The following is a 25,808-nucleotide window of genomic DNA, read 5'->3' on the forward strand; positions in this document are numbered from 1 at the left end:
GATCTCCTTTTTATTTTTATTAAAAACCAAATACTTTTTTTCTCAATTCTTTATTAGCAATCAGTCCTAAATATCCTCTTAATTTCAATCTTGCGCTATTCCATTTTTTATCTTTAGACATGAGCGTCCAATCATTATTAAGGTATTCTTTATTTTCTGATTCAAATATGACTTCTCCTATTTTATAAAATTTTTCATTATAAATCATATCTTCAAATATTTTCCATAATATCAGATATCTTTGATCATTTATGTTTTCAATACTTTCTTCAAAAAAATCAGAAAATACATAAATTTGGTAATAATTATTTTCAGCATAAACAAGCATGTCCATAATCCATAAAAGTGGATTTTCTATATCTATTGAGTTTTGCATATAATGATCATACATTTCTTTTAATTGCAAAAACCAATCTTTAAGATGAGAAGGTATTGATTTAAACTGACTTTCTTTCCAAAAATAAATCATATTTTCTGGATAAATATCAAAAAAATCTGATAATTCTCTAGCAGAAACAGAACACATCATATCTTTCATTCCAGAAATAATAACACTATCATAATGATCTAATAACTGATATATTTCAAAAAAATCAACGCCATAAACTTCTGATATAGACAAAAGTGCTAAATGAGGAGAATCCATCCATATTAATGATACTACAAAATTAAACAAGCTTTTCTCTTTTGGATAATCTTCATCATGATGATTTATAAAGTGATTTATCATATGAATCAATCTTTGGATTTGTTGTTTTTCTGTTTCTGTACTATTGTCTTTAAAACTTTGAACTGCTTCTTTATTTTTTTGTGAAAAAAATATCAGTCTATCAACAAACTCCTGATTCTCTTCATCCACATCTTCCCTCATATTATTAATTCCATATTTTAATGCTCGCATTTCTAACCATGGTACAAACGGATCATATTCATAACCAAATCCTCTATATCTTTTCAAATATGTATCATAATCATTTTCATCACTTTTTATTAAATTCCATACTTTAATAAAATCCCAGTTTTTCCAGGCATAGTTTTCATTAAACAATGAATTAATCCAGGCAATACAATCTCTTTCTTCATTTATTAATGGATTGCCATTTTCAAGAATAACAAAATCACCATCACTGTATAAACTTTCTAATACATATGCTGATTCCATGACAAAATTAAAAAAACTCCATCCTACTTTACGTGAATAAACATGACCAGTCTTCCCATTAAAACCAGAGTTTTCCCATAATGAGTCTTCAAAATAATTATAGATAAAATCAATATTTTGATATTTATCATATTTTACTGGATTGATTGTGATGATCTTTTTACCAAATAATGACTGTATGTGTTGTTCCATCATACCTCCTTGACGAAACAATGTTATCAATCTTTCTTTAAATTCTTCTTGCTTTTCTTTTGGTATACCTCGACTTTTATCAACAATATTAATAAATGTGCCCATAGGCTGTCTCCTTTCATATAGGATATATAAAAGTATAGCATAGAGCAAATTATTTTTATATGCTAAAAGCAATTTTTTATAATAAATATCTTCTCTTGATTTCATAAAATCCTATAACAACAAAAAAAGAGTCTTCATATATCTATGAAACTCCTCAAATAGCATACTATCAATCTATTCCATATACATTTTATTGATAAAATAACAGTCATTATTATTGTTACATAAAAGCTACCACCATTTTCCTTTTTTTATTCTTCCAATTATCAGTATTACCATAAAAAAGAGTATTATTAAACCTATACCAATCCATAATGGTGAAAACACCCATATCCATGGCCAGTTAATATAGTTTGTCAGTTTTAAAGTAATGAATACTAATGTCAATGCACTAGAAAATCCCATTCCAGTATTCTCTATAACCTTATTATTTTTTCTTTTCCATACAGTCAGTTTTAATGACCAACCTAGCATCAGTAAAAATAAACCGCTCGATATGATAATGATAGATGGTGTCTTATCTAACGCCATCAATACTGGAATAAAAAATATGACTATGCTTATACTCATTATGATTGAAGAAATAATGAGTATAACGCTATACATTTTATTCTCTTCAATAACATTTGTTAATACTTCATCTGTTTTCTCAATAATATGTTCTGTTTCAATTCTTTCTCCATTGAATAATTCAGTTAGGGTTATACCTAATATCGAACATAATGGAACGAACAATGAAGGATCGGGTAGATTTCTGCCCCTTTCCCAGTTCCCCACAGTTCTATCAGATACACTTAGTTTTTCTGCCAATTCTTTTTGGGTTAAACTATTTTCTTTCCTTAATTCAGCAATAAATCTTCCTATTTTTTCTTGATCCATAATACCATTCTCCCTTCATATTTATTATAATGTGATATAAAAATAATGAACAGGAAACATTTCAAGGGTTAGGATATTTTCAGAAAAAAATCATGACATCATAATTTTTCTTGTGTTATCTTTTATATTCTTTTTTTACATGCAAACTTTTCATTCTCATTATCGTCTTTTTAAATATTTTTTTAAAATAACACTTTCATAGATAGCTATGACTATGATTATTCCTGGCATGACTGTCAAAATAACAAGAAAGAAACAGATTAACTTGCCATGAATCATCAATCCTTCAAAAATGAAAACCATACCATAAATCAACATCAAACGTGATGTTGCATGATTATATGATCGAATATTCGTTATCTGATCTATTTTTGGCGGATTTGAATTGTTATATATAGTCACTGGTTTCTTAGAAAAATAATAATAGATTGATACACAAATCATCATAAAACCAATAGCAATGGCTACACCTCTTTCTACTGACATAAATATTCCTCCTATTTACAGTTCTGTCTTTAATAATATTATGACATTTTCAATCAATAATCACAATCTATATAGGGCATCACATAAAAAATATGATGGTGTATCTCATTATTTTTGTGTCTTAATTTTATTTTTTAGTCTATATACTACTTCATATCATTGTATAAAAAATAAAAAGAGGCTGTAACGAAATAGAGTAATTTTACTCTAGCGATTACATGCCTCTTTTTTTATTATTCACCAATAATATTCATCATATCTTTTTGGAAGACTTCTGTTTTGCTTGCAGCATCATCAACAGTTGCACCTTTGATTGAGAAATAGAATTTACATTTTGGTTCAGTACCACTAGGTCTAGCAGCAATCCAAGAACCATCTTCTAAATAATATTTCAATACATTTGATTTTGGTAAATCAATAGCTGTTTCTTTTCCATTTTCAGTTCTGATACTTGTTTGATAATCTTCAACAGCAACAACTTTAACGCCACCAATTTCACTTGGTGCATCTTTTCTTAAATTATCCATAATTTCTTTAATTCTTGCAGCACCTGCAGCTCCAGCTTTAGATAAAGCAATTTGACTTTCTTTAAATGCTCCATGTTTTGCATATAATTCATTTAATACATCAATCAAATCTTTACCATGTTTCTTATAGTAGTTACCAGCTTCAGCAGCAGTTAAGACAGCTTGTACTGCATCTTTATCTCTAACAAAGTCTTTAACAACGCATCCATAAGATTCTTCATAACCAAAGACAAATTGTTTTTCTCCAGTTTTTTCATATTTACGAATCTTATCTCCGATAAATTTAAATCCAGTTAATGTTTTTTCTACATCAACACCATAGCTTCTGGCAACCAATTCACCTAAATCAGAAGTTACAATAGTATTATACATAACAGCATTATCAGGTAATGTTCCTTTTTCTTTCATTTGACTTAAAATATATTCAAGATAAACAGCAGCAGACTGGTTACCACTCATCAATACATATTTTCCATCATGTTTTGCCACAACACCTAATCTGTCTCCATCAGGGTCACAAATAACAACAACATCAGCATCAACTTCTTTAGCTTTAATAATAGCTAGTTCATATGCGACATCAACTTCAGGATTAGGAGATTTTGTATTTGTATAATCTGGATCAGGTGCACATTGTGCTAATACTGGCACAACATCATATCCTAAACGTCCTAAACAAGTTCTCACAGGGATATTGCTTGTTCCATGTTGTGGAGAAAACACAATCTTAAATCCACTCTTATCCATACCAGGATTAATTTCAATACTCATGACAGCTTTATAATAAGCTTCATCGACTTCTTCTCCAATCCATGTCATATATGGATAAGCTTCTTCATCACTGCAGACATGAATATCTAATTCATCTTCAACTTCATTAACATATTTAACGACTTCATCAGCCCATTCAGGAATCAACTGACATCCTGTATCATCATAAACTTTATATCCGTTATATTCTTTAGGATTATGTGATGCAGTAATCATAATTCCACCAGCACATTTTAAATATCTAACTGCAAAAGACAATTCAGGTGTTGGTCTTAAACTTTCAAAAATATAAGACTTTATACCATAAGTTGCTAAAACCTTAGCACTTTCAATCGCAAAACGATAAGACATATGACGGTTATCGTATCCAATTGCGACACCTCTTTCTTTTCCATTTTCTAATCCCAATACATATTTCGCAAAGCCAACGTTTGCTTTTCTAATTGTATAAATATTCATTCTATTTGTTCCAGGTCCCAAAATACCTCTCATTCCAGCAGTACCAAACTCAACATTTGTATAGAATGCATCTTCTTTTTCCTTTTCTCCCATATTTGTTAATTCCATTTTTGTGGCTGCATCCATTCCTGGATGATTTAACCATCTTTCATAATTTGCTTTATAATCCATATTGTTTCACCTCTATTTTTATTATACCAAATCTTAAATATCAACGCTATAAAAACTCACTTTGAAATGTAAACATTTTCATTTGAAAAATCATAGTCTTCAAAAATAAATATCAACACTATCATTTTTTTGTTTATTTATGTACTTTTTGACGTTTAATAGTCAATATTCAATCATAAAAATAAAATCAACAATATAGAATATAATAAAAATAACATTTTTCTTATCGTAAGCCTATTTAACATGATATCATTATCAAAAGAAAGTGAGGTTAGACGATGTCAAGAATCTTTATAACGGGTGATACACATGGATCATATGATATTCAAAAATTATCCAGAAAATATTTTCCTGAAGGAAAAAAACTGACGAAAAATGATTATGTGATTATTTGCGGTGATTTTGGCTGTGTCTGGGGTGGTGAATTAGCAAAATCTGACCATTGGTGGCAAAACTGGCTTGATGAACAACCATGGACAACATTATGGATTGATGGTAATCATGAAAATCATGATTTATTAAAAACATATCCTATAGAAAACTGGCATGGTGGACGTATTCATAAAACCAATAACAGTATTTTTCATTTAATGCGTGGTGAAATCTTTGTTCTTAATGGCAAAACTTTCTTAGCATTAGGTGGTGGCTATTCAACTGATCGTGTTTATAGAAAAGAAGGTATCTCATGGTGGAAAGATGAATTGCCAACACATCAAGAAGTCAACAATGCTTTAGATAACCTCAAACGATATCATAATCAGGTCGATATTATTTTAAGTCATGATGCACCTCGTGATATTAAAGAATATTTAGGATTTTATGATCTATGTGATATGCATGTTTATGATGAGGAACATGAAGATATTCATAGCGTCTTATACTTTATTAAAAAGACGACACAATTTCAGGATTGGTATCTGGGACATTATCATATAAACAAAGACATTGGAAATATTCATATTCTTTACGATAAAATCATTGAAATAACTCATCAATAAAAAAAACAAGGATTGTATAAATCATACAAAATTCCTTGTTTTTATCTTATCACGTCAACACATTGACCATCTACACAATCAATTAAATCCTGTGGTTTTAAAACAACCTGCATACCTCTTTTTCCGGCACTAACAGCCACTTCATCTAACTGCAAAATATCATTTTGAAAATAAGTTGGAAATTTCTTCTTCATACCAATTGGTGAACATCCACCTCGCATATAACCTGTCAATGGCAATAAATCTTTTTGATGCAACATTTCAACACTCTTATTTCCACTTGCCTTTGCCAACTTTTTTAAATCTATTTCCTCTAATACAGGAATACAACATACAATATATCCATGCGTTGCTTTTAAAACAATGGTTTTATAAATCTGCTGTGGTTGTAATCCACTATGAAGAATATGGTCTTTACTCACATGATTATCTTCATATTCATATTCTTTCACCTGATAATTGATTTTTAACTGATCTAAAATTCTTAATGCATTTGTTTTCTTCATATATATCACCTATATAGTTATCTTATCACATTTCATAATGATTATAAAATTCCATCAATTTTTCAATAGCTTCTTTTAATAAATCATGATTTGTGGCTGTATTAATACGTAGCCATCCTTCATTATTTTCTATAAAACGACTTCCCGTTTCTAATAACACATGTGTCTGATTTGCTAAATCCATTATAAATTGATCAATATTTTTCACTTTAGGCAAATGAATCCATATTAAATATCCAGCATCAGGTTTCATCACTTCCATATCCGTTGTCTCTAATAAAAATATTGTCATTTCAATGTTTCTTCGTAAATATTCAAGAAGTCCCTGATACCACTTTCTTCCTTCATTATAAACTGTTTCTATCATATAAATACCTAATCGTTGTGCCCCAATATGTAATGATGATAGATAATTGTTGAACTGTTGATTAAGGTCTTCATTTGAACAGATTGTATATGAAGTTGATAAACCCGAAATATTAAATGTTTTATTAGGTGATGTGGAAACAAATATTCTATCATATTGATCAAAGAAGCAAACAAGAGAAACAAATGGTTTTGATGATATCAATATATTACTATGAATTTCATCAGATAAAATCATCACATTATATTTTTTACATAATCCCACAAGTTGATTTAATTCATCATATGACCATGCTTTTCCTCCGGGATTATGTGGATTACAAAACAATAAAGTATGGATATGCTTTTCCTGAAAAGTCTTTTCTAATTTTTTAAAATCAATCACATATTCATGGTTGCAGTATGTAAGCGGCATCGTATGGGCCTTTCCTAACTGCGCACAACTATAAAATGGTCCATATACGGGTGTCAGTATCAATATATTTTTATCTTTAGAAAATAAATCACTTAATAAATGCAACGATGTAATAGTTCCAATGGATGGTGTAATCCACTCTTTTTGAATATGTGTATGATGAATATCTTCATGCCATTTGATAATACTTGTATAAAAACTATCCTGAACATGAAAATATCCAAAATCTCCAGCGCCAACAAACTCCATAAGCTTATCTTTTATTCCCTGATCCATTGTAAAATCCATATCAGCAATAAATAACGGATAAAACTTATCTTCATCAGTGAAATGTGTCTGGAATCTTTTATTAATATAGGAAGCTTCCCATTTCATTGACCCATTATATCTTCTTTCTAGCATCAAATTAAAATCATGTTTCATTTTCTCTTCCTCCCCTAAACAACAAAAACAGTTCTCTGCAAAGATTATATCATTTTTATAGTTAATGTGGTCTCTTTTTATTAAACTTATTTTTATGATCAATGTTTTCACATATGTTATTTATTTGTTATAATAAAAACAAGGATGTGAGAAAATGACAAACAAGGAAAGATTTATTGAAATTTATAAAACAAAGATTCATCGCCAAGGTAGTGATAAACTCTTAGAATTTCTTTCTAGCCATAATTCTGATTTTTTTGAAGCTCCCGCAAGCGCAAGATATCATGGAAGCTATGAGGGAGGACTTTTAGAACATAGCTTGAATGTCTATGATTGTTTAAAAGATTATCTATCACGAGAACGTGTTCAGCAAACTTATCATCTTGATTATAGCGAAGAAACAATTGCGATTGTGGCGTTGTTACATGATTTATGTAAAATTAACTGCTATAAAAAAGGAACTAGAAATGTCAAAGAAAATGGACAATGGATACAAGTGCCTACATATGAATTTCATGATACTTTGCCCTATGGCCATGGCGAAAAAAGTGTTTATATGATTAGTGGATATATGCGTCTAACAAGGGAAGAAGCTTTTGCGATTCGTTATCATATGGGATTTTCTGGCAGTGAAGATGCCCGTAATGTAGGTGCTGCATTTGAAATGTTTCCTCTAGCATTTGCATTATCTACAGCTGATATGGAAGCTACTTATTTCATTGAGGGAAAACAGAATCAGTAACTAACAAGCACATGCTTGTTTTTTTATTTATCTTTAGAAATTCTTTGGGTTTCCAGAAACTTTCTTTTTCATTTTATATTTTATACTGTTTTTGTCGATGGGAATAAAGCCTCAAGAGTGCTTTCTTATAATCTTTAGAAAATCTTTCGTTTTGTCCTCTACTTTTCTTTTTGAAATTCAAGTATAATGGAGAACAAGTAAGGGGGATTTATTGTGGATTATAATATTTTAATTGTAGAAGATGAAATTGAAATATGTGATGCGATTGAAATTTATTTAAAAACACAAAATTATCATGTTTTTAAAGCACATAATGGGGTTGAAGGATTAGAGATTGTAGAAAAAGAAACAATTCATTTAGCTATTGTCGATATCATGATGCCAGTGATGGATGGTATTCAAATGACTATGAAGATGAGAGAAAAATATGATTTTCCTATCATTATGCTATCTGCCAAATCAGAAGATATAGATAAAGTGACTGGTTTAAATATTGGTGCAGATGATTATGTCACAAAACCATTTGTACCTATGGAACTTTTAGCGAGAGTTTCATCACAGTTAAGGCGTTATCGTAAATATTTAGATGTGACATCAACAAAATCAAAGAATGTTTATACCGTTGGTGGATTAGAGCTGAATTTAGATACCAAAACAGTCAGTGTAGATAATCGCAATATCAAAGTTACGCCCATCGAATTTAAAATCTTACAATTACTTATGGAATATCCTGGAAAAGTCTTTTCAGCTGAAAATATTTATGAAAGTGTCTGGAAAGAAGATGCTATTAACACAGATACAGTGATGGTCCATGTCCGTAATTTAAGAGAAAAAATAGAATTAGATCCAAAACATCCTCAGTATTTAAAAGTTGTCTGGGGTGTTGGATATAAAATTGAAAAACAAGGCAGGGATTCACAATGAAAATCAAAAAACATCTAGCAAGCATTATTATCTTGATAACTCTGATAGCTGCAAGTATCGGCACCTATTTATGTTATCCTCTGATATCTCAGGCCATTCAAAGATCTAACTTTGAAAGCGTAGATATCTCAGATTATATGTCTTCTTATCTTGTTGAATATAGCTATGCATCTGATTTTCTATTAAAAGAAAGTCAAGACCCATCCGCGTCTATTTATGATTATTATCAATCTCCACAAGATGCGGCCAATACAGATTATTATTATGATTTTCAATCAACCATAGAAGAAAAAGTGGATGAACTCCATCAAAACGAAGATATTTTCTTCCATATTATTAATCATCAATCACAAAAGCAATTCTCTAATACCGATGATCAGATTGCACAAATTGCCCAAAATAAAGATTTACAAAACAAATATCAATGGTATATGCAAATTGAATTTGATGAAAACGGTGTTCCAAAAGTTATCAATACAAATGATGAGAATATGAACATTTATTCTTTAGAATCACTTTTCTCTTATAGCACCACATTTTTTAATGACTATACCCAAGAAAACGATACGATTCATTATCAACCTTTAAAAAATATCACAATCACATTTGCAGTAAGTGATCAGTTGCATATGACAAGTCAAATTGGTTCTTATCTCATGAGTACTTCACGTAGTCAGCTATATCTCTACTCACTTCCATATATTTTTACTGCAATTGTGGTTTGTTGTATTGTGACATTATGCATCCCTATGAAATATTTAGAACAAAGTCATTTCTTGTCATTTGTGATGCATATCAAATTTGCCATTTTAGCCATCATATGGTCGACGATTGCAGTTATGATGTATCTAGGAACAGCAATTCTGATTTCAGGAACAATCCAAGATCAGTTCCAATATATTTATCAACAATTTGGTATTGAGGTTGCTGGACCATATCTGACTCCAGCCATTAATATTGTTTATTACTTTATTTTCTATCTGCTCTTTATAATCTTTACTTATTTTGTGAAATATCTTTTCCACAAAGGACTGAAAAAATATTTTTGGGAAAATACATGTCTTGGATGGCTCATGACTCATGGGCACCAGATTATGAATAAAGTCATTGATTTTGATTTGGATGATTCTTTAAATAAAACAGTCTTAAAAATCGTTTTATTTAATTTATTAATAATGGCTGGATGTTCCATCTTCTTTGTGTTTGGTATCGTCTTTGCAGTGATTTATTCTGTTATTATCTTTGTTTTAATCAAAAAGAAATTTCAAGATATTCAAAATGATTACCACACATTATTAGAAGCAACAAAACAGTTATCAAATGGGCATTTTGATGTACAGATCAATCAGGATATTGGTATTTTTAATCCTTTAAAAGATGAATTTGTCAATATCAAAGATGGATTCGAAAAAGCTGTCAAGGAAGAAGTCAAATCACAAAGAATGAAAACAGAACTGATTTCTAATGTCTCACATGATTTAAAAACACCTTTAACATCTATTATTACTTATGTTGATTTATTAAAAAATAATGATCTCAGTGACAATGATCGTCAACATTATTTAGATATCTTGGAAAGAAATTCATTCAGATTAAAGAATTTAATTGAAGATTTATTTGAAGTCAGTAAAGCGAATAGTGGAGATATTAAATTAAATCTTGTTGATATGGATATTGTTTCTTTAATTAAACAAGCCCAATTAGAATGTCAGGATAATTTAAATGAGAAATCTCTATTTATGAAATGGAATTCATCCGAAGAAAAAATCATGTGTCATTTAGACAGCTCCAAAACTTATCGTATTTTTGAAAATCTATTTATGAACATCAGTAAATATGCTTTACCACATACTCGTGTTTATATTGATATTCATAATCATCCTAATCAGGTAGAAATTATCTTTAAAAACATATCTGAAGAAGAAATGACATTTAATGAAAATGAAATTGTAGAAAGATTTGTTCAAGGAGATAAATCAAGAAATACACATGGTTCTGGTTTAGGGTTAGCCATTGTCAAAAGTTTTACAGAATTACAAGGTGGTCAATTTAAAATAGAACTTGATGGTGATTTATTTAAGACAATCGTTATTTTCCCTAAGTGTTCATAAAAAAGAGCTATATTGAAACGACTTGAGAGTTGTTTCATATAGCTCTTTTCTTTTTATTTTTCCATTGATGATATATTTTTAGAGTATATATTAAAAGTATTATAAATAAAATAATATCAACGATTCCCATTTTTATAGCTAATGATGGATTATTATGAATCGCTGATAGTGTTATCTTTAATGATAATACAAAAATAGAAACATAAAGAATAGCAATGAATAATAAAACAATTATAGATAAAACTTGTTTTTTCTTAGAAATTTTCTTATTCAAAGACCTTGTTATTAACAAGTCCAAAAAAATTTCACCTAGATTACTCAATATTGATTCTATCATTTTGAACCTCCTCTTTTTGGATAGTATATCATAATTCCCATAATTTGAAATCAAATGTTTAACTTTGTTCCTTAAAGAGACATTCATCATATTGAAATCTGATAAGAGAATCTCATTTATTTTATACTTGCATTTTGATTGACAGGATTCTTTTTAAGTATTAAGATATCCAAAGAATAAAATTGGGAGGTTTCGCAATGAAAAAATTAATTAATGTTGCTATGATTTATATGATTGCCGCTCTTGTTGCAGGAGTATTTTATAGAGAATTTACAAAACTCAATCAATTTACTGGAAAAACAACATTGAGTATTGTACATACGCATTTGTTTATATTAGGTGTGTTTATATTTTTAATCCTGGCATTATTCATTCAAAATAATCAAGACATACTAGAAAGTCCATTATTTAAAAAGTTTTTTATTGTCTACAATATAGCTTTACCATTCTTTGTCATCATGTTGATGACAAGAGGAATCATCCAAGTTTTAAATATTCCTTTATCAACATCAACAAATGCTATGATTTCTGGTATAGCCGGAATATCACATATACTCTTAACTATTTCATTTGTATTATTTTTTATGGTTCTAAGAAAAAAATCTATTCAAGCTGAATAGATTTTTTAACTTAATAATAAAGCAATCAAAATAAATGCAAAGATAATTTGTGATGTTCCTGTCAAACAGCCATATAACATGGCCTTTGGCCCTTCTTTAATTAAATCAGCAAATTTAACACGCATTCCAATTGCTGCTAAAGCAATGATTTCAAACTGTGAACTGATTGTTTTTGCAGTCAAAGATATGACAGCTGGTAAAATTCCTAAACTATTGATGATACTCAAAATAAAGAAACCAATCACAAACCATGGAACTTTCGCTTTAACCTTAGCTGTAACTCCTTCTTTTTTGGCAAAGAGTGGTTGTTGTTCATCAAGATTCATTCTGGCATAGGTTAAAGCAACAATAACAACAAAAATGATTCTGACAATCTTAAAGATTGTCGCAAATTCCACGACTTCCTGATTCACAAGTGATGCTGAAGCAATAACCTGTCCAATAGATTGAAGCGTTCCACCAATCATCGCTGAAGTTTGAAGTGTTTCATGATGATATAACAAACCTGTCAAAATAGGTAAGACAACCATTAAGATTGTTCCTGTGACATTCACAATAGTAATAGAGATTCCTTTATCTTTACTATCTGCTTCAACAATTGGAGAAACTGTTCCAATCGCCGAAGAACCACAAACAGCATTTCCAGCACACATCAATAATGAAAACTTCTTCGTAAACTTAAGTCTTCTTCCAATCAAATAACACATAGCAATCGTGAATGTCATCTGCAAAGCAATAAAGCCAACACCTTGAAATCCTATTCCTGCAATATCTGCCAATTGTAATGTGAGTCCTGTTAAAACAATAGAATACTCTAATAAGCGACTTTCAGAAAATTTCGTTCCAACATTAAAAACTTCCTTGTTTAAAAATGTATTTCCAGCAAGCATCCCTATCCCAATTGCAAAAAGTGCTGCTCCAATACTGGGAAAAAACTTGGCAATTTGTTGAGCTAAAAGTCCGATTATTAAACAAACAATAAACCCTGGTAATATTTCTTTTATTTTCTTCATCTTTCAATCTCCCTTTTTCAATCATCGACATATTACCATATTTTGTATATAAGTTAAAATTATAATATTTTATTTATCATAAAAATATTTTATAATATAAAAGAGGTGATTTTATGATTGATGATAAAATCAGAACTTTTGTAGAAGTTGTTGAATGTCAAAACTATACCCAAGCTGCTAAAAACTTACATCTGACTCAGCCAGCTGTTAGCCAACAAATTAAAGCATTAGAAAATCATTATCAACAAGTATTTATTGATCATACCCAAAAGTTTTTTTCTCTAACAACTGCTGGTCAGCTGTTATACCAATATGCAAAGTCACAAATTCACAATGAAATCTTATTTGAAAAACAGCTAGCAAGCTGTTTGCCACCATTAAAAATCGGTTCTACTTTATCAATTGCTGATTACTATATTCCTGATATGATTGCCAATACCTTTCTTAAAGCAGAAAAAAATTGTGAAATCGTTGTTGCAAATACACATACTCTGATTCAAAAAATGATGGATGGAGAAATCGAATGTGCGTTTGTTGAAGGGCAATTTGATACATTGCTCTTTGAACACCATTTATTCAAAGAAGAACATTTCATTGCAATCGCAAATCCCCAACATCCTCTAGCTCAGCATCCTGTAACATTTGATCAACTGTTTTCTTATCCAATATTAATTCGAGAAAGAGGCTCAGGTACAAGAGAAATTCTAGAAAATTATCTAGATCAGACTATTTATAACTTATCTCATTTTGCTTTTACTATGGAAATAGGGAGTTTATCTATGATAAAAACATTGCTTATGGAAAGCAATGCCATTAGTTTTTTATATGCTGGCGTTGTCAAAAATGAAATCCTTAATCAGCAATTAGTACAATTAAATATCCAAAACTTTCAAATGATTCATCCCATGCATTTCATTTATTTAAAATCAAATATACAAAAAGATTTTTACAAACAACTATTTTATTCAATGATTCAACCTAAGGAGTGATTGTTTATGATATATTTACTCATAATCAATATACTTGCTTTCATCACCATGAAAATAGATAAAAATAAAGCCATTCATCATCGATATCGTATCAGTGAAAAATGGCTCTTTCTTCTTTGCTTAGCAGGTGGCAGTCTAGGTATATGGATGGGCATGTATTTATTTCATCATAAAACAAAGCATTGGTACTTTGTATGGGGAGTGCCTTTTATTCTTTTGGTTCAATTGGTTATCATATATCAATTATATATTCATTCTCTTCTTCATTAATCATTCAAAATCTTCATAAATGATTATCAATCTGTTGATTTTCCTTTTGATTGTTTTCCTCAATAGCAGCTTTAAGAATCTTTTGTACAACATCAGTCTTTGCATCAGCATAGTTTTGAACATATTTCCATGTTTTCTTTGCCAACTCTTTTTTTGTATCCTCGTAAAGCTGTCTCGCATCATCATGATGACGTAAATAATTTCTAAACAAAAGATACTTTTCAATTTCTTTTAAGTTCTTAGAAAAAACATGAAGATTAATATCTGTATCTGGTCCTTTAAACATATGATGATTTTCAAAATCTGGTTCTTTAATGCGTAAGATATAACCATGTTCACATAAATCATTGACATACAGTTCTTCTTTTCCCGCATCATCAACGACTAACAAAATATCAATAATTGGTTTTGCAGTTAGTCCCGGAACAGACGTTGAACCAATATGCTCAATCATTAAGGCACGATCTCTGAGTATTTTAGAAATTCTGTTTTTCTCTCTTTCAAATAAAGCAGGCCATCTGTCATCGTATGGTTTTAATAAAATAGTTTGATTATGTTCAATATTGCCATTTATAACAACCTTTTGAATATATTCATCAGTTAATTCTGCCATATCATATTCCCCCCCCCTTTGGTGATTATCCTATTATAACATCGTATACTTATACCTATCAACAAAATGGTGGATACTCCATTTTAAAGTATCCACCTTCATAACTCGTCATTTCTTAGGAATAAGATTTACTCCTATGATTATTTTTGAAAAAAGTCTTTCATTTTATTTTTTAATATCAAATGAGCAATACCAATCAATGTTATAATTGCAACAAATAAGTATCCAGCAAAGTTTCCATAAAGATCTGAGGTTTGTGGTTGGATAGCCGATTGCACCTGTTGAATATCATTTTGATTTTGTTGGACTTGGCTTTGAATTTGTTGTGAAATGTTCTGATTTTGTTGAGATTGGTTCTGGCTTTGTTGTGGGATGTTCTGATTAGGATTTTGCGTTGGCTTATTTTCACCAGGAAGCGAAGGGTGATTTTGAGAAGAAGATACTTTTACAGTAATCACTCTCTTTGCCTGAGTAGAATAACCATATTCATCATATACAGTATAAGTTAATTCGTAAGTTCCAGGTTTTGATGTATTCACTTGACCTGCAACCTGAATTTGGGATGTAATATCTTTTCCTGTATAATCCATTGCACTAACATCTTTCATTGGATCAAATTCTTCTCCAACAGTGAGTGTATTATCTGTTGGTAAAATAATTGTTGGTGCCTTTTCTTCTTTATTCACTGTAATATACTGCACATCCGTTCTTGCCAATCCACCATTTTCATCAGTAATTTCTGCATACCATCCTAAAGTTTGATTAGCCAGATTATTTAATGTCAATTGTGCTGTTTGACCACTTCCCACATTTTTAACTTCACCTAATACTTCACTTCCATAAACGTCTATATCCAAAGATGAAGTTTCAAGACTTTTTGTCTTTGATTCAATTCCTAATTCTGAAAAAGAAATATTAAAAGTTTCTTCTCCGTTAATATTTGCAACATCACCAATATCTGTCTCATCTTTAGCATTATAATCATCTAATGAAGGTGAGTATGTACGAATAATAATTTTTTCACCTTCTAAATCAAAATGCATTAAACGGATGTATCCCATACCACCTGCTTTTAATCCTTGATAATCAAATAACATCTGATAAACAGTACGATCATCAACACCATCATGGTTATCATCAAAACTTTCTACTCTGGTCTGAGCATTATGATAATGACCTGATAATACCATGCAGACATTTGGATTCACAGCAACGACCTCATCGTGGATACGTTGAGGTTCTTCACCCAAGCCTCCACTAGCAAGTAAGTATTCATGGAAGTTCAAAATAGCCTTACGTTCAGGGTATTGTGCTAAAATATCATTCATCCATTGGATTTCTTCATCACCAACACCCCATCCCATGTAAATCATAATAAAGTCAATACCACCAACACTAATTAAGTCATAGTGTCCTCGATTATCTTTATAACTTTGACCATACCAAGGGTTCTGATTATATCTTGCTTCACCAAAATACTGAGAAAAACTTGTATAATCACCACTTAAATGACCAACATCATGGTTACCAGCTAATACACCATAAGGCATTCCTGCTTCATCGAGCATTTTATAAGCTTTGTCGGCATTTTCCCATTCAGGTTCAAGATGTTCATCATCAATAATATCTCCATCATGGAACATATACTGGATATTCATACGTTCTCTATTTGCTAGAACCCATTCATGAATATCTAACTGATATTGATATAAACCATCAACATCCTGCTCAGGATTACCATCATAATCCTCATTATAATATTGAGTATCACTTTCTACAACAAATGTAAAATCATAATCTTCGCGAGGAGTATCATTTTCATTAGAAGTCGTAATACGTGTTGTTTGTGCTTCATATTGAGGTGGCGTATACCCTTCTCCATTTTGTATCATGACTCTTACTGATGAATCTTTAAGATAATCATTTAACGCGATAGAAGCTGTTAATTCAATTTGGTTACCGTCATAAATCTTTTGAGCATCTTGTAAATCCCACTTTTGAGTTGTGTGATTATAAATATACATAAATGTTTTGGCATTATTACTTTCGCCTTCCCAATGGACTTTTATTGAATCTTTATTTGTAAATGAAGAATCAACCTTGATATCAAACTGCTGATATGGGAAACCATTGGCAGAATTTGTTTCAAAAGTCTGTTCATTAGTACCAGAAGTTTGACTTACACCTTGAGAAACCTTGATATTTTCATCATTCAAAGTATATTTCTGACCCTTTTTAAATACAACATTCATAATATCATTTGTTGGATCAGTCACTTGGAGCGATAATGTTGGATCACCATGAATGACAGATCCATCACCTGGTGTTATTTCACTAACAGTAGCATTTTCTTCAGGAACAGTAAATGTCATTGTTTTTGTCGCTACATTTCCTACTTCATCTGTAGCAGTTAAAGATAAAACATGTTCCCCTGCATCTAATGTCTTTGTATCAAATGCATAAGGTAAGTCAATTGCTTGATCATCCAAAGTTGCTAATAAAGAAACATTTTTACTTATAGCATCTTTGGCATTGGCTTCAATTGTATGTTTTCTATATTGGGCATGATCTTCCATATTTGTCGTAATTTCAGGAGCCGTATTATCTACTACAAGCTGTATAGATGATTGGCCAGTTTGAAGTGTATGAACTCCATCTGATAACTTTGTTGTATCAAGATCATAACGTAATGAATCAAATGATGCTTCAGGAATATCAAATGTTACGTAAAGAATTTCTATTTTACTTGTGCCATCTCCCATTTGAATTTCAGTTTGTGGAGAATAACTATCCAATGTTTCTGGTTGGTCTGGATGCCAATTATCTGCAGTATGTTCAACTGCTCCAAGACCTTTAACACCCGTATATCTTCCTCTCAAAGATGTTCCATCGGGTAAAATAAGACGAATATTCTTTAAAACAAAATCATCATTATTTTCAATATTATGTTCTAAAACATTCGCTTTATTTCCTGCATGGAATGCAATCGTTACCTGTTTTTTATCATAATCAAAATATTTTGCATCTACATCATAACTATATGTCATCCATGATTCGTAAGTTCCTTCATTAAAGACTCCTATTGAATCGTCACCTATAGCGACGGCATTTTTAAAGAAAACATCTGTCTGTGAAGCATCAAAAGCAATTTTTGCTGAGTTACTGATAGATTTTTTGGCTTCATCTGTAATATCTTTACCATCAAGAATAAGGTTTTCTCCCGTTCCAATAATTTGCTGATTTTGTGATATCACTGTTTGATCAGCAATATTAAAACGATCCCCCTCAAGAGTTCCTTCTTCATTGCTTACAGTTTTAGCATCAGTCGTTACTATTTGATATCCATCACTGACTACAAAATAATATTCATAAGAAGATTTACCAATTAAGTCAACACTTGCTAGAGTATAATTGAAAACATCCCCATTATTTCTTAAAAGATTATATTGAGTATATTCCGTTGACTTATTATCTTTTATATATAATGATACAGTTTTAATAGTTGTCTCTTGTGAAGTTGCTTTAATTTCAAATGCAAAATCTCCATCTGTATTAAAAGTTGATGCTGTACGATCATCTAAAACTGGCTGACTTACTGTATCAGGCAATATTGGAGAATACTGTGGTTTCATACCACTATCAACTCTTCCCGGTGTAGGAGTTCTATTATCACTCACTAATACAGACTGGAATTGTCCATTAATATATTGATTTTGGTAAACAATAGACTTGTCAGCTGTTGTATTATCAGTTCCATCCATATTATAGGTCACATAATCAACCACATCTTTAACATTTGTCGCTATTTTTACTCCTCTAGCTCCACTATTAGACATACCGCCGCATGAAATTTCAATCAATTGGTCATCAGAAAGATTTGTTCCCCATTTTTCATTAAAATTATCTTTTGTTAAATCATCATTTGCACCATTTTTAATCCAGAAAACAAGGGTATCTCCAGATTTTAAAATCTTATCTTCATTTGTTTCCCACCAAATACTATCACTACCACTATCTGGATAATTATAATAGAGCTTATAATCTTTTAAATTAATATCCTTATTAGAATTATTATAGATTTCAATAAACTCATACGCGTCTGCACCACCTACATTAGAAGTATCTGGAATAACCTCAGTAATTGTTAATGCTGGTGCATTTGTTGTATCTACCTCACCATTTTGAACTGGAATTGAAGATGAAGTATAAGTTGCTTTATTGACACCATCGCTGATTGTAACCTTATAAGTTATGTTGTCATAATCCTTAACAGTATCATATGCAATTGTTCCTTCTAAAATATTATTGTTATATGTAAAATGAATTGTATCAATGAGCGTTTCACCACTATAAATATCTGCTGTTGCAGTGAAAACTTTTTCTAGATTTGTATGAAGAGTCATTTCATAATCTTGAAGGTTTGAAATCACTGATGGTGCATCAATTGATACAGTAGGACTCTCTATCACATCAGGACGTTTATATTCACCAAAAATCTGATTAGAAACAATACCTACAGTCTGTTCTCCATCATAATGAACAACTCCTTCAGAGCCTTCATACGTAACATAAATAGATTCATTTTCATCTATTTTTCCATTAGAACTGTTTTGTGCCTTATATTCTATATGATTTAATTCTAAACCTGTCTGTGAAGTAATCTTCATTGCACGTGATCCAGAATTTGATAAACCATCACATTGTACAGTTGTCAGATTTTTTCCTTTTTCTAATGTTGTGCCATAATTTTCATTAAAGTTGTCTACTGTATAATGAGCATTGATAACTTCTTCATTTTGAATCCATACAGTTAAAGACTTCTTTGATTCTAATTGAATATCATCTTCTAATATCCATTCAGTTTCTTTAGTTCCATTAATATAAATAAAATGATAATCTTTCAGATCAATAGTCTGATTACTAGCATTATAAACTTCAAAATATTCAAATGCATCAGAACCACTCACATTGACAGTATTAGGTACAAACTCAGTCAATAATAATGGTGATTGATATTTCACTGAATCTGCTGTCTCAACTGTAATCGTCTTATTAGATTTTAATTGATTAACTCCATCAGTTAATTCAACTGATAATTCAAAAGATTCTAAATCACTTAAATCCGATGCAGGAATAGATACAAAAAATTCACCATTATCATAAGTCATATTATATGACTTACTATTGATAAAAGCTTTTGCCTCTAAGATAACAGAAGTTAAGTCTGTAGATGCTTTCACAACATATGATGCATTTGGGTTAAATGTATCATTAACTAAAAGACTCACTGTTGCATCTTCATCCTTACTAACAATATAATGATCATCTAATGTTTGTTCATCAGCTAATGATCCAGGCGTTGGATCACCATCATACCCAAGTGTCAATTCCTGAATACGACCATCCTGATATTGAAATGTAATTCCTTTTTTTGTTTGAGCCTTTGCATCTCCATCATTATAAGTAATAGAGTTGATGACTTGCTTAGTATCCTTGACAATGATTTCCATTGAACGTTCTCCAGAATTACTAAAACCATTCACCGATTCATTTGTTTTCACAATATTTACTGATTCATCAGTAATGTTATAGTAAGAGCGAAATTGACTTTCATCAAGTGATGCACTTTCACTATTACATACCCATACAACTAGTGTCTCTCCCGCTGCAATTGTTGTACCTTCAGGGATTTCCCATAAAGTATTCGTACTTCCATTGACATTTTGAATAAGATAATTATCCATATCTAAAGTCTGATTCGTGGTATTGTAGAGCTCAATATATTCAAACGCATCTGTACCTGATGCAGTTTCCATATCAGATTGATGTGTATCAGCTACAATCTCACTAATCATTACTGGACTTATAATTTTTGAAGTATTCTTCGTAAGTGTGTCTGTCGCATGAACAACTGATAATGCATTCAAATTCATTGATGATGCCACAATAAGAACACTCATACTACTACCAATTAATTTTTTAGTCTTTTTTCCCATTTTGTTTCCTCCATTTATAAATGGATTATAACAAAGCAAATGCTAAAGAGTGTTAATGCCAAGTAAAAAATACATTAATAGTTTTTAATGACATCTACATATTGAAAACAAATCATTCATTTTTGTAGCTTCCAAATAACTTGCATTTTTGTTTATTTCGTTACACTTTCTTCATTAATACAATGTGATAACTTTAAAGTTTCTTTATAATCTTTTTGAATATAGACCTATTCTCATAATATTAATTATCCAATTATTATTCCAAATTTATTCTTATATATCCTAGACATATTTTTTATATGCTGTACTAATATGTTCAATATCTTAATCTATATTCTATGATAAATTATCAGTAATTTTAATACTTTAGTATATTTTTAAAATCTTTCTTTGTCATATTGGTTTTATCATCACAGAATTTATACCCTTTTCAATCTAGAGATTTTATCCATTATCTTGTTGAATAGTTTTTTCCCGTATCTCTATTTCAAACTTTTGATCTTGCTCTATGTTTTCAAAACTTATATAAGTGTCACTTTCATAATCAATATGAGATGGTTTAACCTCCTTACCATCTATAATAAGTACAAACTCATATAATTCAGCCATTTTAGAATCCACTGTTAATATAAAAGTAAGCCTTTCAGGATCATAACCTACAGTCACATGTTTTTCATCAACACTATCACCTCTAGTTAATGCAAAAGATACTTTTCTAGAAATAGTAAATGTTGTTTCTAATTGATTTTTAACATGAATTTTATAATCTTCTAATGTTCTTTCTATAATGTCCATGATAGATATAAATTTTGATTTGCTTTCTGATTGTAATTCTTCTATATTGACATTGTCAAAAACATTATGTGATCTTGCAATTCTTAACTTTCTTCTTACAATTCTTTGATATTGTGGATTATTTTCTATAATAGAAGAATAGTCTTCTATCATTTGTATTTGACTTTGTGTAGGAAGAAAGGCTAATAATGCTTCAACATAATCATCAATATCTCTTAATGTAAGTGTATCATTCATTATTTAACTCTCCAATCTATTATTTTTATAAGTTCAAAAATTTCTTCTCTGTTTAAAAGTGTAAAATAGATATTTTCAACATGATAAACATGTGATATAAAATTTCGATAATTATTAGGAGCTTTTGCATTATTTCCAAAACCGACTTTATAAAATTCTTTTTGATTAATATATTTAGCCAATTGTTCAGAAAGATCGTATATATATTCATAAAATATTTCTTTTTGATTTTTATCAAATAATTCATTTATGCATATATTTTTTTCTAATAAAGTTATATAGTAACTATCCAATGAACCTAACGTATCATGAAAAAAATCTAAAATAACTTCTATTGAGCAATTTTTGGGGAACATATATTCTTTAAAATCCTGTTGTGTTATTTTTAATTTTTTGTCTGGTACTCCCTTTGATATATCGTAAATATCAATACAATAAAAAACATATCCTAAATGAAATAATTGTCCTTTTAATGTATGTATTTTATCTTTGGTAGACATATTTTTGTATTCTTCAGACTTCAACTCTTCATAGAAATCTCTTAATAATACAAATATATAATAATACTGTAACGATGTTATATATTCTAATTGTTGTTGATTAGCTATGTTTATGATTCTACTATTTGTTTCTCTAAATGTTTTTAAATAACTATTTTCTAATGATTTATCCATATTTCTATCTTCAAATATATTTTCTTTTAATACTTCATTTAAAAGTTCTTTTAATTCTTGAACAGTGAGTTCTGGTAAATCTTGTTCTTGTCGTTTTTCTTTTTCTTGATTTATCTTTGAAAGTATTGATTTTGTGATAATATCACTAATAGAAGAATGACTAGTTCTAAAATCACAAGTCATTTCACATAGTATCTGTGTATATTTATCTGTGAAATTCCAGCGACTAATTGTTTCTTCTTTGTATCTTACTTTTGGATTAGATAAATCTTTTTTGCCCGTGGACCTTCTTAAATCAATAGCATCATAATCATTATTTATTTTTCCGTTTCCATCATCAACATTATCTGATCCTTTCAACGCTTGATCTTTTTTTATTTCTTTTCCCACTCTATTATATGTAGCACTATCAACATATTCATTAAAGAAACTATTAAATCTTTCAATACTTTTTTCCTTCACATTTGAAAAATGTCTTACACTATAATCTAAAGGTAAATCATATCCAAACTTTGTTACAATATCTTCAACAAGATTCTCTGGAAAGGGGATATAAGAGTTTCGATTAGTTATTATTCTTTTATATTGTACATTGACTTTTCTATCTAAAATTCTATACAAACATTCAAATATCAAATAAAAATATTCATATTTTTGCTTTGCAGATAAAGAAATATTTCCATGAGAATATGGTCTAAAAACAAGATACCCTGTTGTACGACTATTCAAAATTGGAGAACTGTAATCATTTTCTTTTTGAATAATACCTACTATTTCATTATATAATGATGCACTAAATGTATTTGTTGCTTGTATTTTATATAATGAATAATATTTAGCATGTCTATCATTAGAAAATGTAATCATTTGATCAAATTCTTCTCTTAATGAATCTTTCACACATTTCAAATTAATTTGATTCAAATAATCTTGAAAAGTTATATTTTCAGGTGTTGGTTGACTATGATCAGTATATGTATACATTAATTGAGGTAAAATACACTTATAAAGAATATGATTATCTCTTGGATCTTTTCTTTCCATATTTAATGTTGTTCTTCTTTGTATAAAGATACAGCCATCATCATTTAATGGTTTATTAAATTGATGTTCTTGTTTTAATTTATTAAAAAATGGCTGTGCTATTGAAAAATAATGACCTTGTGTTACAAGTTCCTCACGTTCTTTAGCACCTAAGTATACAATATCTGGAGACAATTCATTTCTTAAATAAAGTAATCGAATAAATTTTTCAAAGAATTCTTTTTGCGCAAGAACATCTATAGACAAAGCATTTTCTGTTTCATCTAATACTTCATCAAAATAATGAACCGTAGTTTTTATATCATCTTCTAAATCATTTAAATCTAATATAACTTCATCTATATCTTCATTTGAAGTCAAAAATTTTTTTATATCAAATATTGAATCAACAAATAAGTTTTTTTTATTAATAGTTTTACTCATAATCCTAGACAAATATAAGTATTATAATTGTCCTACACCTCCCTATTAAATACCTATATTTTATCACACGGTCTATGAAAAAAGAATAATTTTAATATTAGTGAATCATTTTATCATACCAAATTATAATCCACTATGTCTTTCCACTATATAAGAGAAATGCAAATAAAATCACCTGCCTTTTGTTTTAATAAAGACATACTATCATCACTTTCACAAAGCTTTATCAATATAAGAGATAATAATATTCACTAAAGCCTTTCTACATTCTTTATTAATGAGATGACATACATCTGCAAACTCTTCATCGTTTTTTTGACGAGATGATATCACAATAAATGTTTTATCTTCTCCCGCCTATAACTTTTATATCACGAATGGCAAATCCCTCATCCATAACAATAGAAGCTACTGCTTTTCATCTTATATCAGTATTTTTTATTCATACATGTACAGTCATCATCTTCTATCTCCTATTACATCCATTTTTATACGTACTTTCATATCAATCAATTTAATTTTTCATGATGTCATAATATTTTTCATAATATTCATCTGCTTTTTCATAGTTTCCTACTTTTTCATAGCATGATGCAAGACATTCTAATGTTGTTAGCGTATCCAAATCTTCTTCTCCTAAAACCTTTTTTTCTAGTTCATAACATTTTTCATGACACTCAATCTCTTTATCATAATTTCCAATATTTCCATAAGTATATGCGAGATCACTAAGAGTTACTATGGTATCTGGATGTTCCTCTCCTAATACCTTTTTACTCAGTTCATAACATTGTTCATAGAGTTCATTGGCTTTTTCATAGTCATCTAAATTACAATAAGTCCTTGCCAGATTGCCTAGGCTAGTTAATATGTCTGGATGCTCTTCACCTAATACCTTTTTTCTAAGCTCATAACATTTCTCATTGTATTCTAACTGCTTTCTATAGTTTCCTATATTCCCATAACTATAAGCAACATTATTTAAACTTGTTAATGTGTCTGGGTGTTCTTCTCCTAATACCTTTTTTCTAAGTTCATAACATTTTTCATTGCATTCCAACTGCTTTTTATAGTTTTTTACCATTCCATAACTAAAAGCTAAATTACTTAAACTCTCTAATGTATCAACATGATCTTCACCAAGTCTCTTTTTTCTAAGTTCATAGCATTTTTTATTGTATTCAAGCTCTTTACTATGATAACCCAAATATCCATAATTTATAGCTAGATTGCTTAGACATGTAAGAGTATCTGGATGTTCTTCTCCCAATACTCTTTTGTTTATTTGATAACATTCATTATTCCATTTTAATTCTTCTTTATAATTTCCTAACACTTTATAACAACTGGCTATTTTATTGAGAAGTATTAAAGAATGTTCTTCGTCATTATCATTCTTTATAAAAGACTCATAGATATTTTGAAACAGATCAAGTGCTTCCTTATACTTTCTATTATCGAATAATTTTTCACCTAATTCATACTCTTCTTTCCACTTCATATGATTTCCCATCTGATTTCCCATCCTTTCATAATATTTAAAATAACTATTGATAAACA

Annotated in this window: 20 protein-coding genes and 1 pseudogene; 7 read left to right on the plus strand and 14 right to left on the minus strand. The window is 29.7% G+C overall.

What is annotated here, in order from left to right; translation table 11 throughout:
• Nucleotides 1–19 precede the first annotated feature (19 nt).
• The 4 genes from ACZYT4_RS06675 to ACZYT4_RS06690 all read right to left on the minus strand — a co-directional run bounded on the left by ACZYT4_RS06675 (nt 20) and on the right by ACZYT4_RS06690 (nt 4,752).
• On the minus strand, nt 20–1,459 hold the full coding sequence (locus tag ACZYT4_RS06675) for a hypothetical protein (RefSeq protein WP_463783818.1): 1,440 nt from the start codon (nt 1,457–1,459) through the stop codon (nt 20–22).
• Nucleotides 1,460–1,690: 231 nt separating this feature from the next.
• The gene (locus tag ACZYT4_RS06680; protein ID WP_463783821.1) at nt 1,691–2,338 is read right to left on the minus strand and encodes a helix-turn-helix domain-containing protein; all 648 of its coding nucleotides are present in this window, start codon (nt 2,336–2,338) and stop codon (nt 1,691–1,693) included.
• A gap of 159 nt (nt 2,339–2,497) precedes the next feature.
• Nucleotides 2,498–2,824: a hypothetical protein gene (locus ACZYT4_RS06685; RefSeq protein WP_463783824.1), complete on the minus strand. Its 327-nt coding sequence runs from the start codon at nt 2,822–2,824 to the stop codon at nt 2,498–2,500.
• Between the two features lie 233 nt (nt 2,825–3,057).
• A complete protein-coding gene (locus ACZYT4_RS06690) occupies nt 3,058–4,752 on the minus strand; it encodes a phospho-sugar mutase (protein WP_463783826.1) in 1,695 nt (564 codons plus the stop codon).
• A gap of 278 nt (nt 4,753–5,030) precedes the next feature.
• Here ACZYT4_RS06690 and ACZYT4_RS06695 point away from each other — a divergent pair, with 278 nt between their 5' ends.
• Nucleotides 5,031–5,750 carry a metallophosphoesterase family protein gene (locus ACZYT4_RS06695; RefSeq protein ID WP_463783828.1) on the plus strand — a complete coding sequence of 240 codons (720 nt, stop codon included), beginning with the start codon at nt 5,031–5,033 and terminating at the stop codon, nt 5,748–5,750.
• Nucleotides 5,751–5,791: 41 nt separating this feature from the next.
• Here the strand turns inward: ACZYT4_RS06695 and ybaK are convergent, their stop codons facing one another.
• Both ybaK and ACZYT4_RS06705 read right to left on the minus strand, forming a co-directional pair.
• Complete coding sequence (gene ybaK, locus ACZYT4_RS06700) at nt 5,792–6,256, minus strand: Cys-tRNA(Pro) deacylase (protein WP_463783830.1); 465 nt, start codon at nt 6,254–6,256, stop codon at nt 5,792–5,794.
• Between the two features lie 25 nt (nt 6,257–6,281).
• Entirely contained in the window at nt 6,282–7,460 is a 1,179-nt protein-coding gene (locus ACZYT4_RS06705) for a MalY/PatB family protein (protein ID WP_463783832.1), read from the minus strand.
• A gap of 154 nt (nt 7,461–7,614) precedes the next feature.
• Between ACZYT4_RS06705 and ACZYT4_RS06710 the strand changes: the two genes are divergently transcribed.
• From ACZYT4_RS06710 to ACZYT4_RS06720, 3 genes are all read left to right on the plus strand, one after another.
• Nucleotides 7,615–8,202, plus strand: coding sequence for an HD domain-containing protein (locus ACZYT4_RS06710; RefSeq protein WP_463783834.1), 588 nt, complete (start codon nt 7,615–7,617; stop codon nt 8,200–8,202).
• Nucleotides 8,203–8,415: 213 nt separating this feature from the next.
• Nucleotides 8,416–9,126, plus strand: a complete 711-nt coding sequence (locus tag ACZYT4_RS06715) for a response regulator transcription factor (protein ID WP_463783836.1) — start codon at nt 8,416–8,418, stop codon at nt 9,124–9,126.
• The gene (locus tag ACZYT4_RS06720; protein WP_463783839.1) at nt 9,123–11,237 is read left to right on the plus strand and encodes a sensor histidine kinase; all 2,115 of its coding nucleotides are present in this window, start codon (nt 9,123–9,125) and stop codon (nt 11,235–11,237) included. The genes ACZYT4_RS06715 and ACZYT4_RS06720 overlap by 4 nt, the downstream gene beginning before the upstream one ends.
• Before the next feature lie 34 nt (nt 11,238–11,271).
• Here ACZYT4_RS06720 and ACZYT4_RS06725 read toward each other — a convergent pair whose 3' ends face one another.
• Nucleotides 11,272–11,574: a hypothetical protein gene (locus tag ACZYT4_RS06725; protein ID WP_463783841.1), complete on the minus strand. Its 303-nt coding sequence runs from the start codon at nt 11,572–11,574 to the stop codon at nt 11,272–11,274.
• 197 nt (nt 11,575–11,771) lie between these two features.
• On the opposite strand from ACZYT4_RS06725, the gene ACZYT4_RS06730 reads away from it, so the two are divergent.
• On the plus strand, nt 11,772–12,194 hold the full coding sequence (locus ACZYT4_RS06730) for a DUF2871 domain-containing protein (protein WP_463783843.1): 423 nt from the start codon (nt 11,772–11,774) through the stop codon (nt 12,192–12,194).
• A gap of 5 nt (nt 12,195–12,199) precedes the next feature.
• Here the strand turns inward: ACZYT4_RS06730 and ACZYT4_RS06735 are convergent, their stop codons facing one another.
• Nucleotides 12,200–13,207, minus strand: a complete 1,008-nt coding sequence (locus tag ACZYT4_RS06735; protein WP_463783845.1) for a YeiH family protein — start codon at nt 13,205–13,207, stop codon at nt 12,200–12,202.
• A 113-nt stretch (nt 13,208–13,320) separates the two neighbouring features.
• On the opposite strand from ACZYT4_RS06735, the gene ACZYT4_RS06740 reads away from it, so the two are divergent.
• Nucleotides 13,321–14,196 (plus strand): LysR family transcriptional regulator, encoded by an 876-nt coding sequence (locus tag ACZYT4_RS06740; RefSeq protein ID WP_463783846.1) that lies wholly within the window; start codon nt 13,321–13,323, stop codon nt 14,194–14,196.
• Between the two features lie 6 nt (nt 14,197–14,202).
• Entirely contained in the window at nt 14,203–14,466 is a 264-nt protein-coding gene (locus ACZYT4_RS06745; RefSeq protein ID WP_463783848.1) for a DUF1294 domain-containing protein, read from the plus strand.
• 13 nt (nt 14,467–14,479) lie between these two features.
• On the opposite strand, the gene ACZYT4_RS06750 is transcribed toward ACZYT4_RS06745, so the two are convergent.
• The 6 genes and pseudogenes from ACZYT4_RS06750 to ACZYT4_RS06775 all read right to left on the minus strand — a co-directional run bounded on the left by ACZYT4_RS06750 (nt 14,480) and on the right by ACZYT4_RS06775 (nt 25,761).
• On the minus strand, nt 14,480–15,079 hold the full coding sequence (locus tag ACZYT4_RS06750) for a GrpB family protein (protein ID WP_463783850.1): 600 nt from the start codon (nt 15,077–15,079) through the stop codon (nt 14,480–14,482).
• A gap of 140 nt (nt 15,080–15,219) precedes the next feature.
• Entirely contained in the window at nt 15,220–21,075 is a 5,856-nt protein-coding gene (locus tag ACZYT4_RS06755; protein ID WP_463783853.1) for a lamin tail domain-containing protein, read from the minus strand.
• A gap of 444 nt (nt 21,076–21,519) precedes the next feature.
• Nucleotides 21,520–22,107 (minus strand): hypothetical protein, encoded by a 588-nt coding sequence (locus ACZYT4_RS06760; RefSeq protein WP_463783856.1) that lies wholly within the window; start codon nt 22,105–22,107, stop codon nt 21,520–21,522.
• A complete protein-coding gene (locus ACZYT4_RS06765) occupies nt 22,107–24,248 on the minus strand; it encodes a hypothetical protein (RefSeq protein ID WP_463783860.1) in 2,142 nt (713 codons plus the stop codon). The genes ACZYT4_RS06760 and ACZYT4_RS06765 overlap by 1 nt, the downstream gene beginning before the upstream one ends.
• A 213-nt stretch (nt 24,249–24,461) precedes the next feature.
• Nucleotides 24,462–24,590 (minus strand): annotated as a pseudogene (locus tag ACZYT4_RS06770) (hypothetical protein); the annotation flags it as partial.
• A 172-nt stretch (nt 24,591–24,762) separates the two neighbouring features.
• Nucleotides 24,763–25,761, minus strand: a complete 999-nt coding sequence (locus ACZYT4_RS06775) for a tetratricopeptide repeat protein (protein ID WP_463783863.1) — start codon at nt 25,759–25,761, stop codon at nt 24,763–24,765.
• Nucleotides 25,762–25,808 lie beyond the last annotated feature (47 nt).

This window comes from Massilimicrobiota sp. mt181, assembly GCF_055420065.1.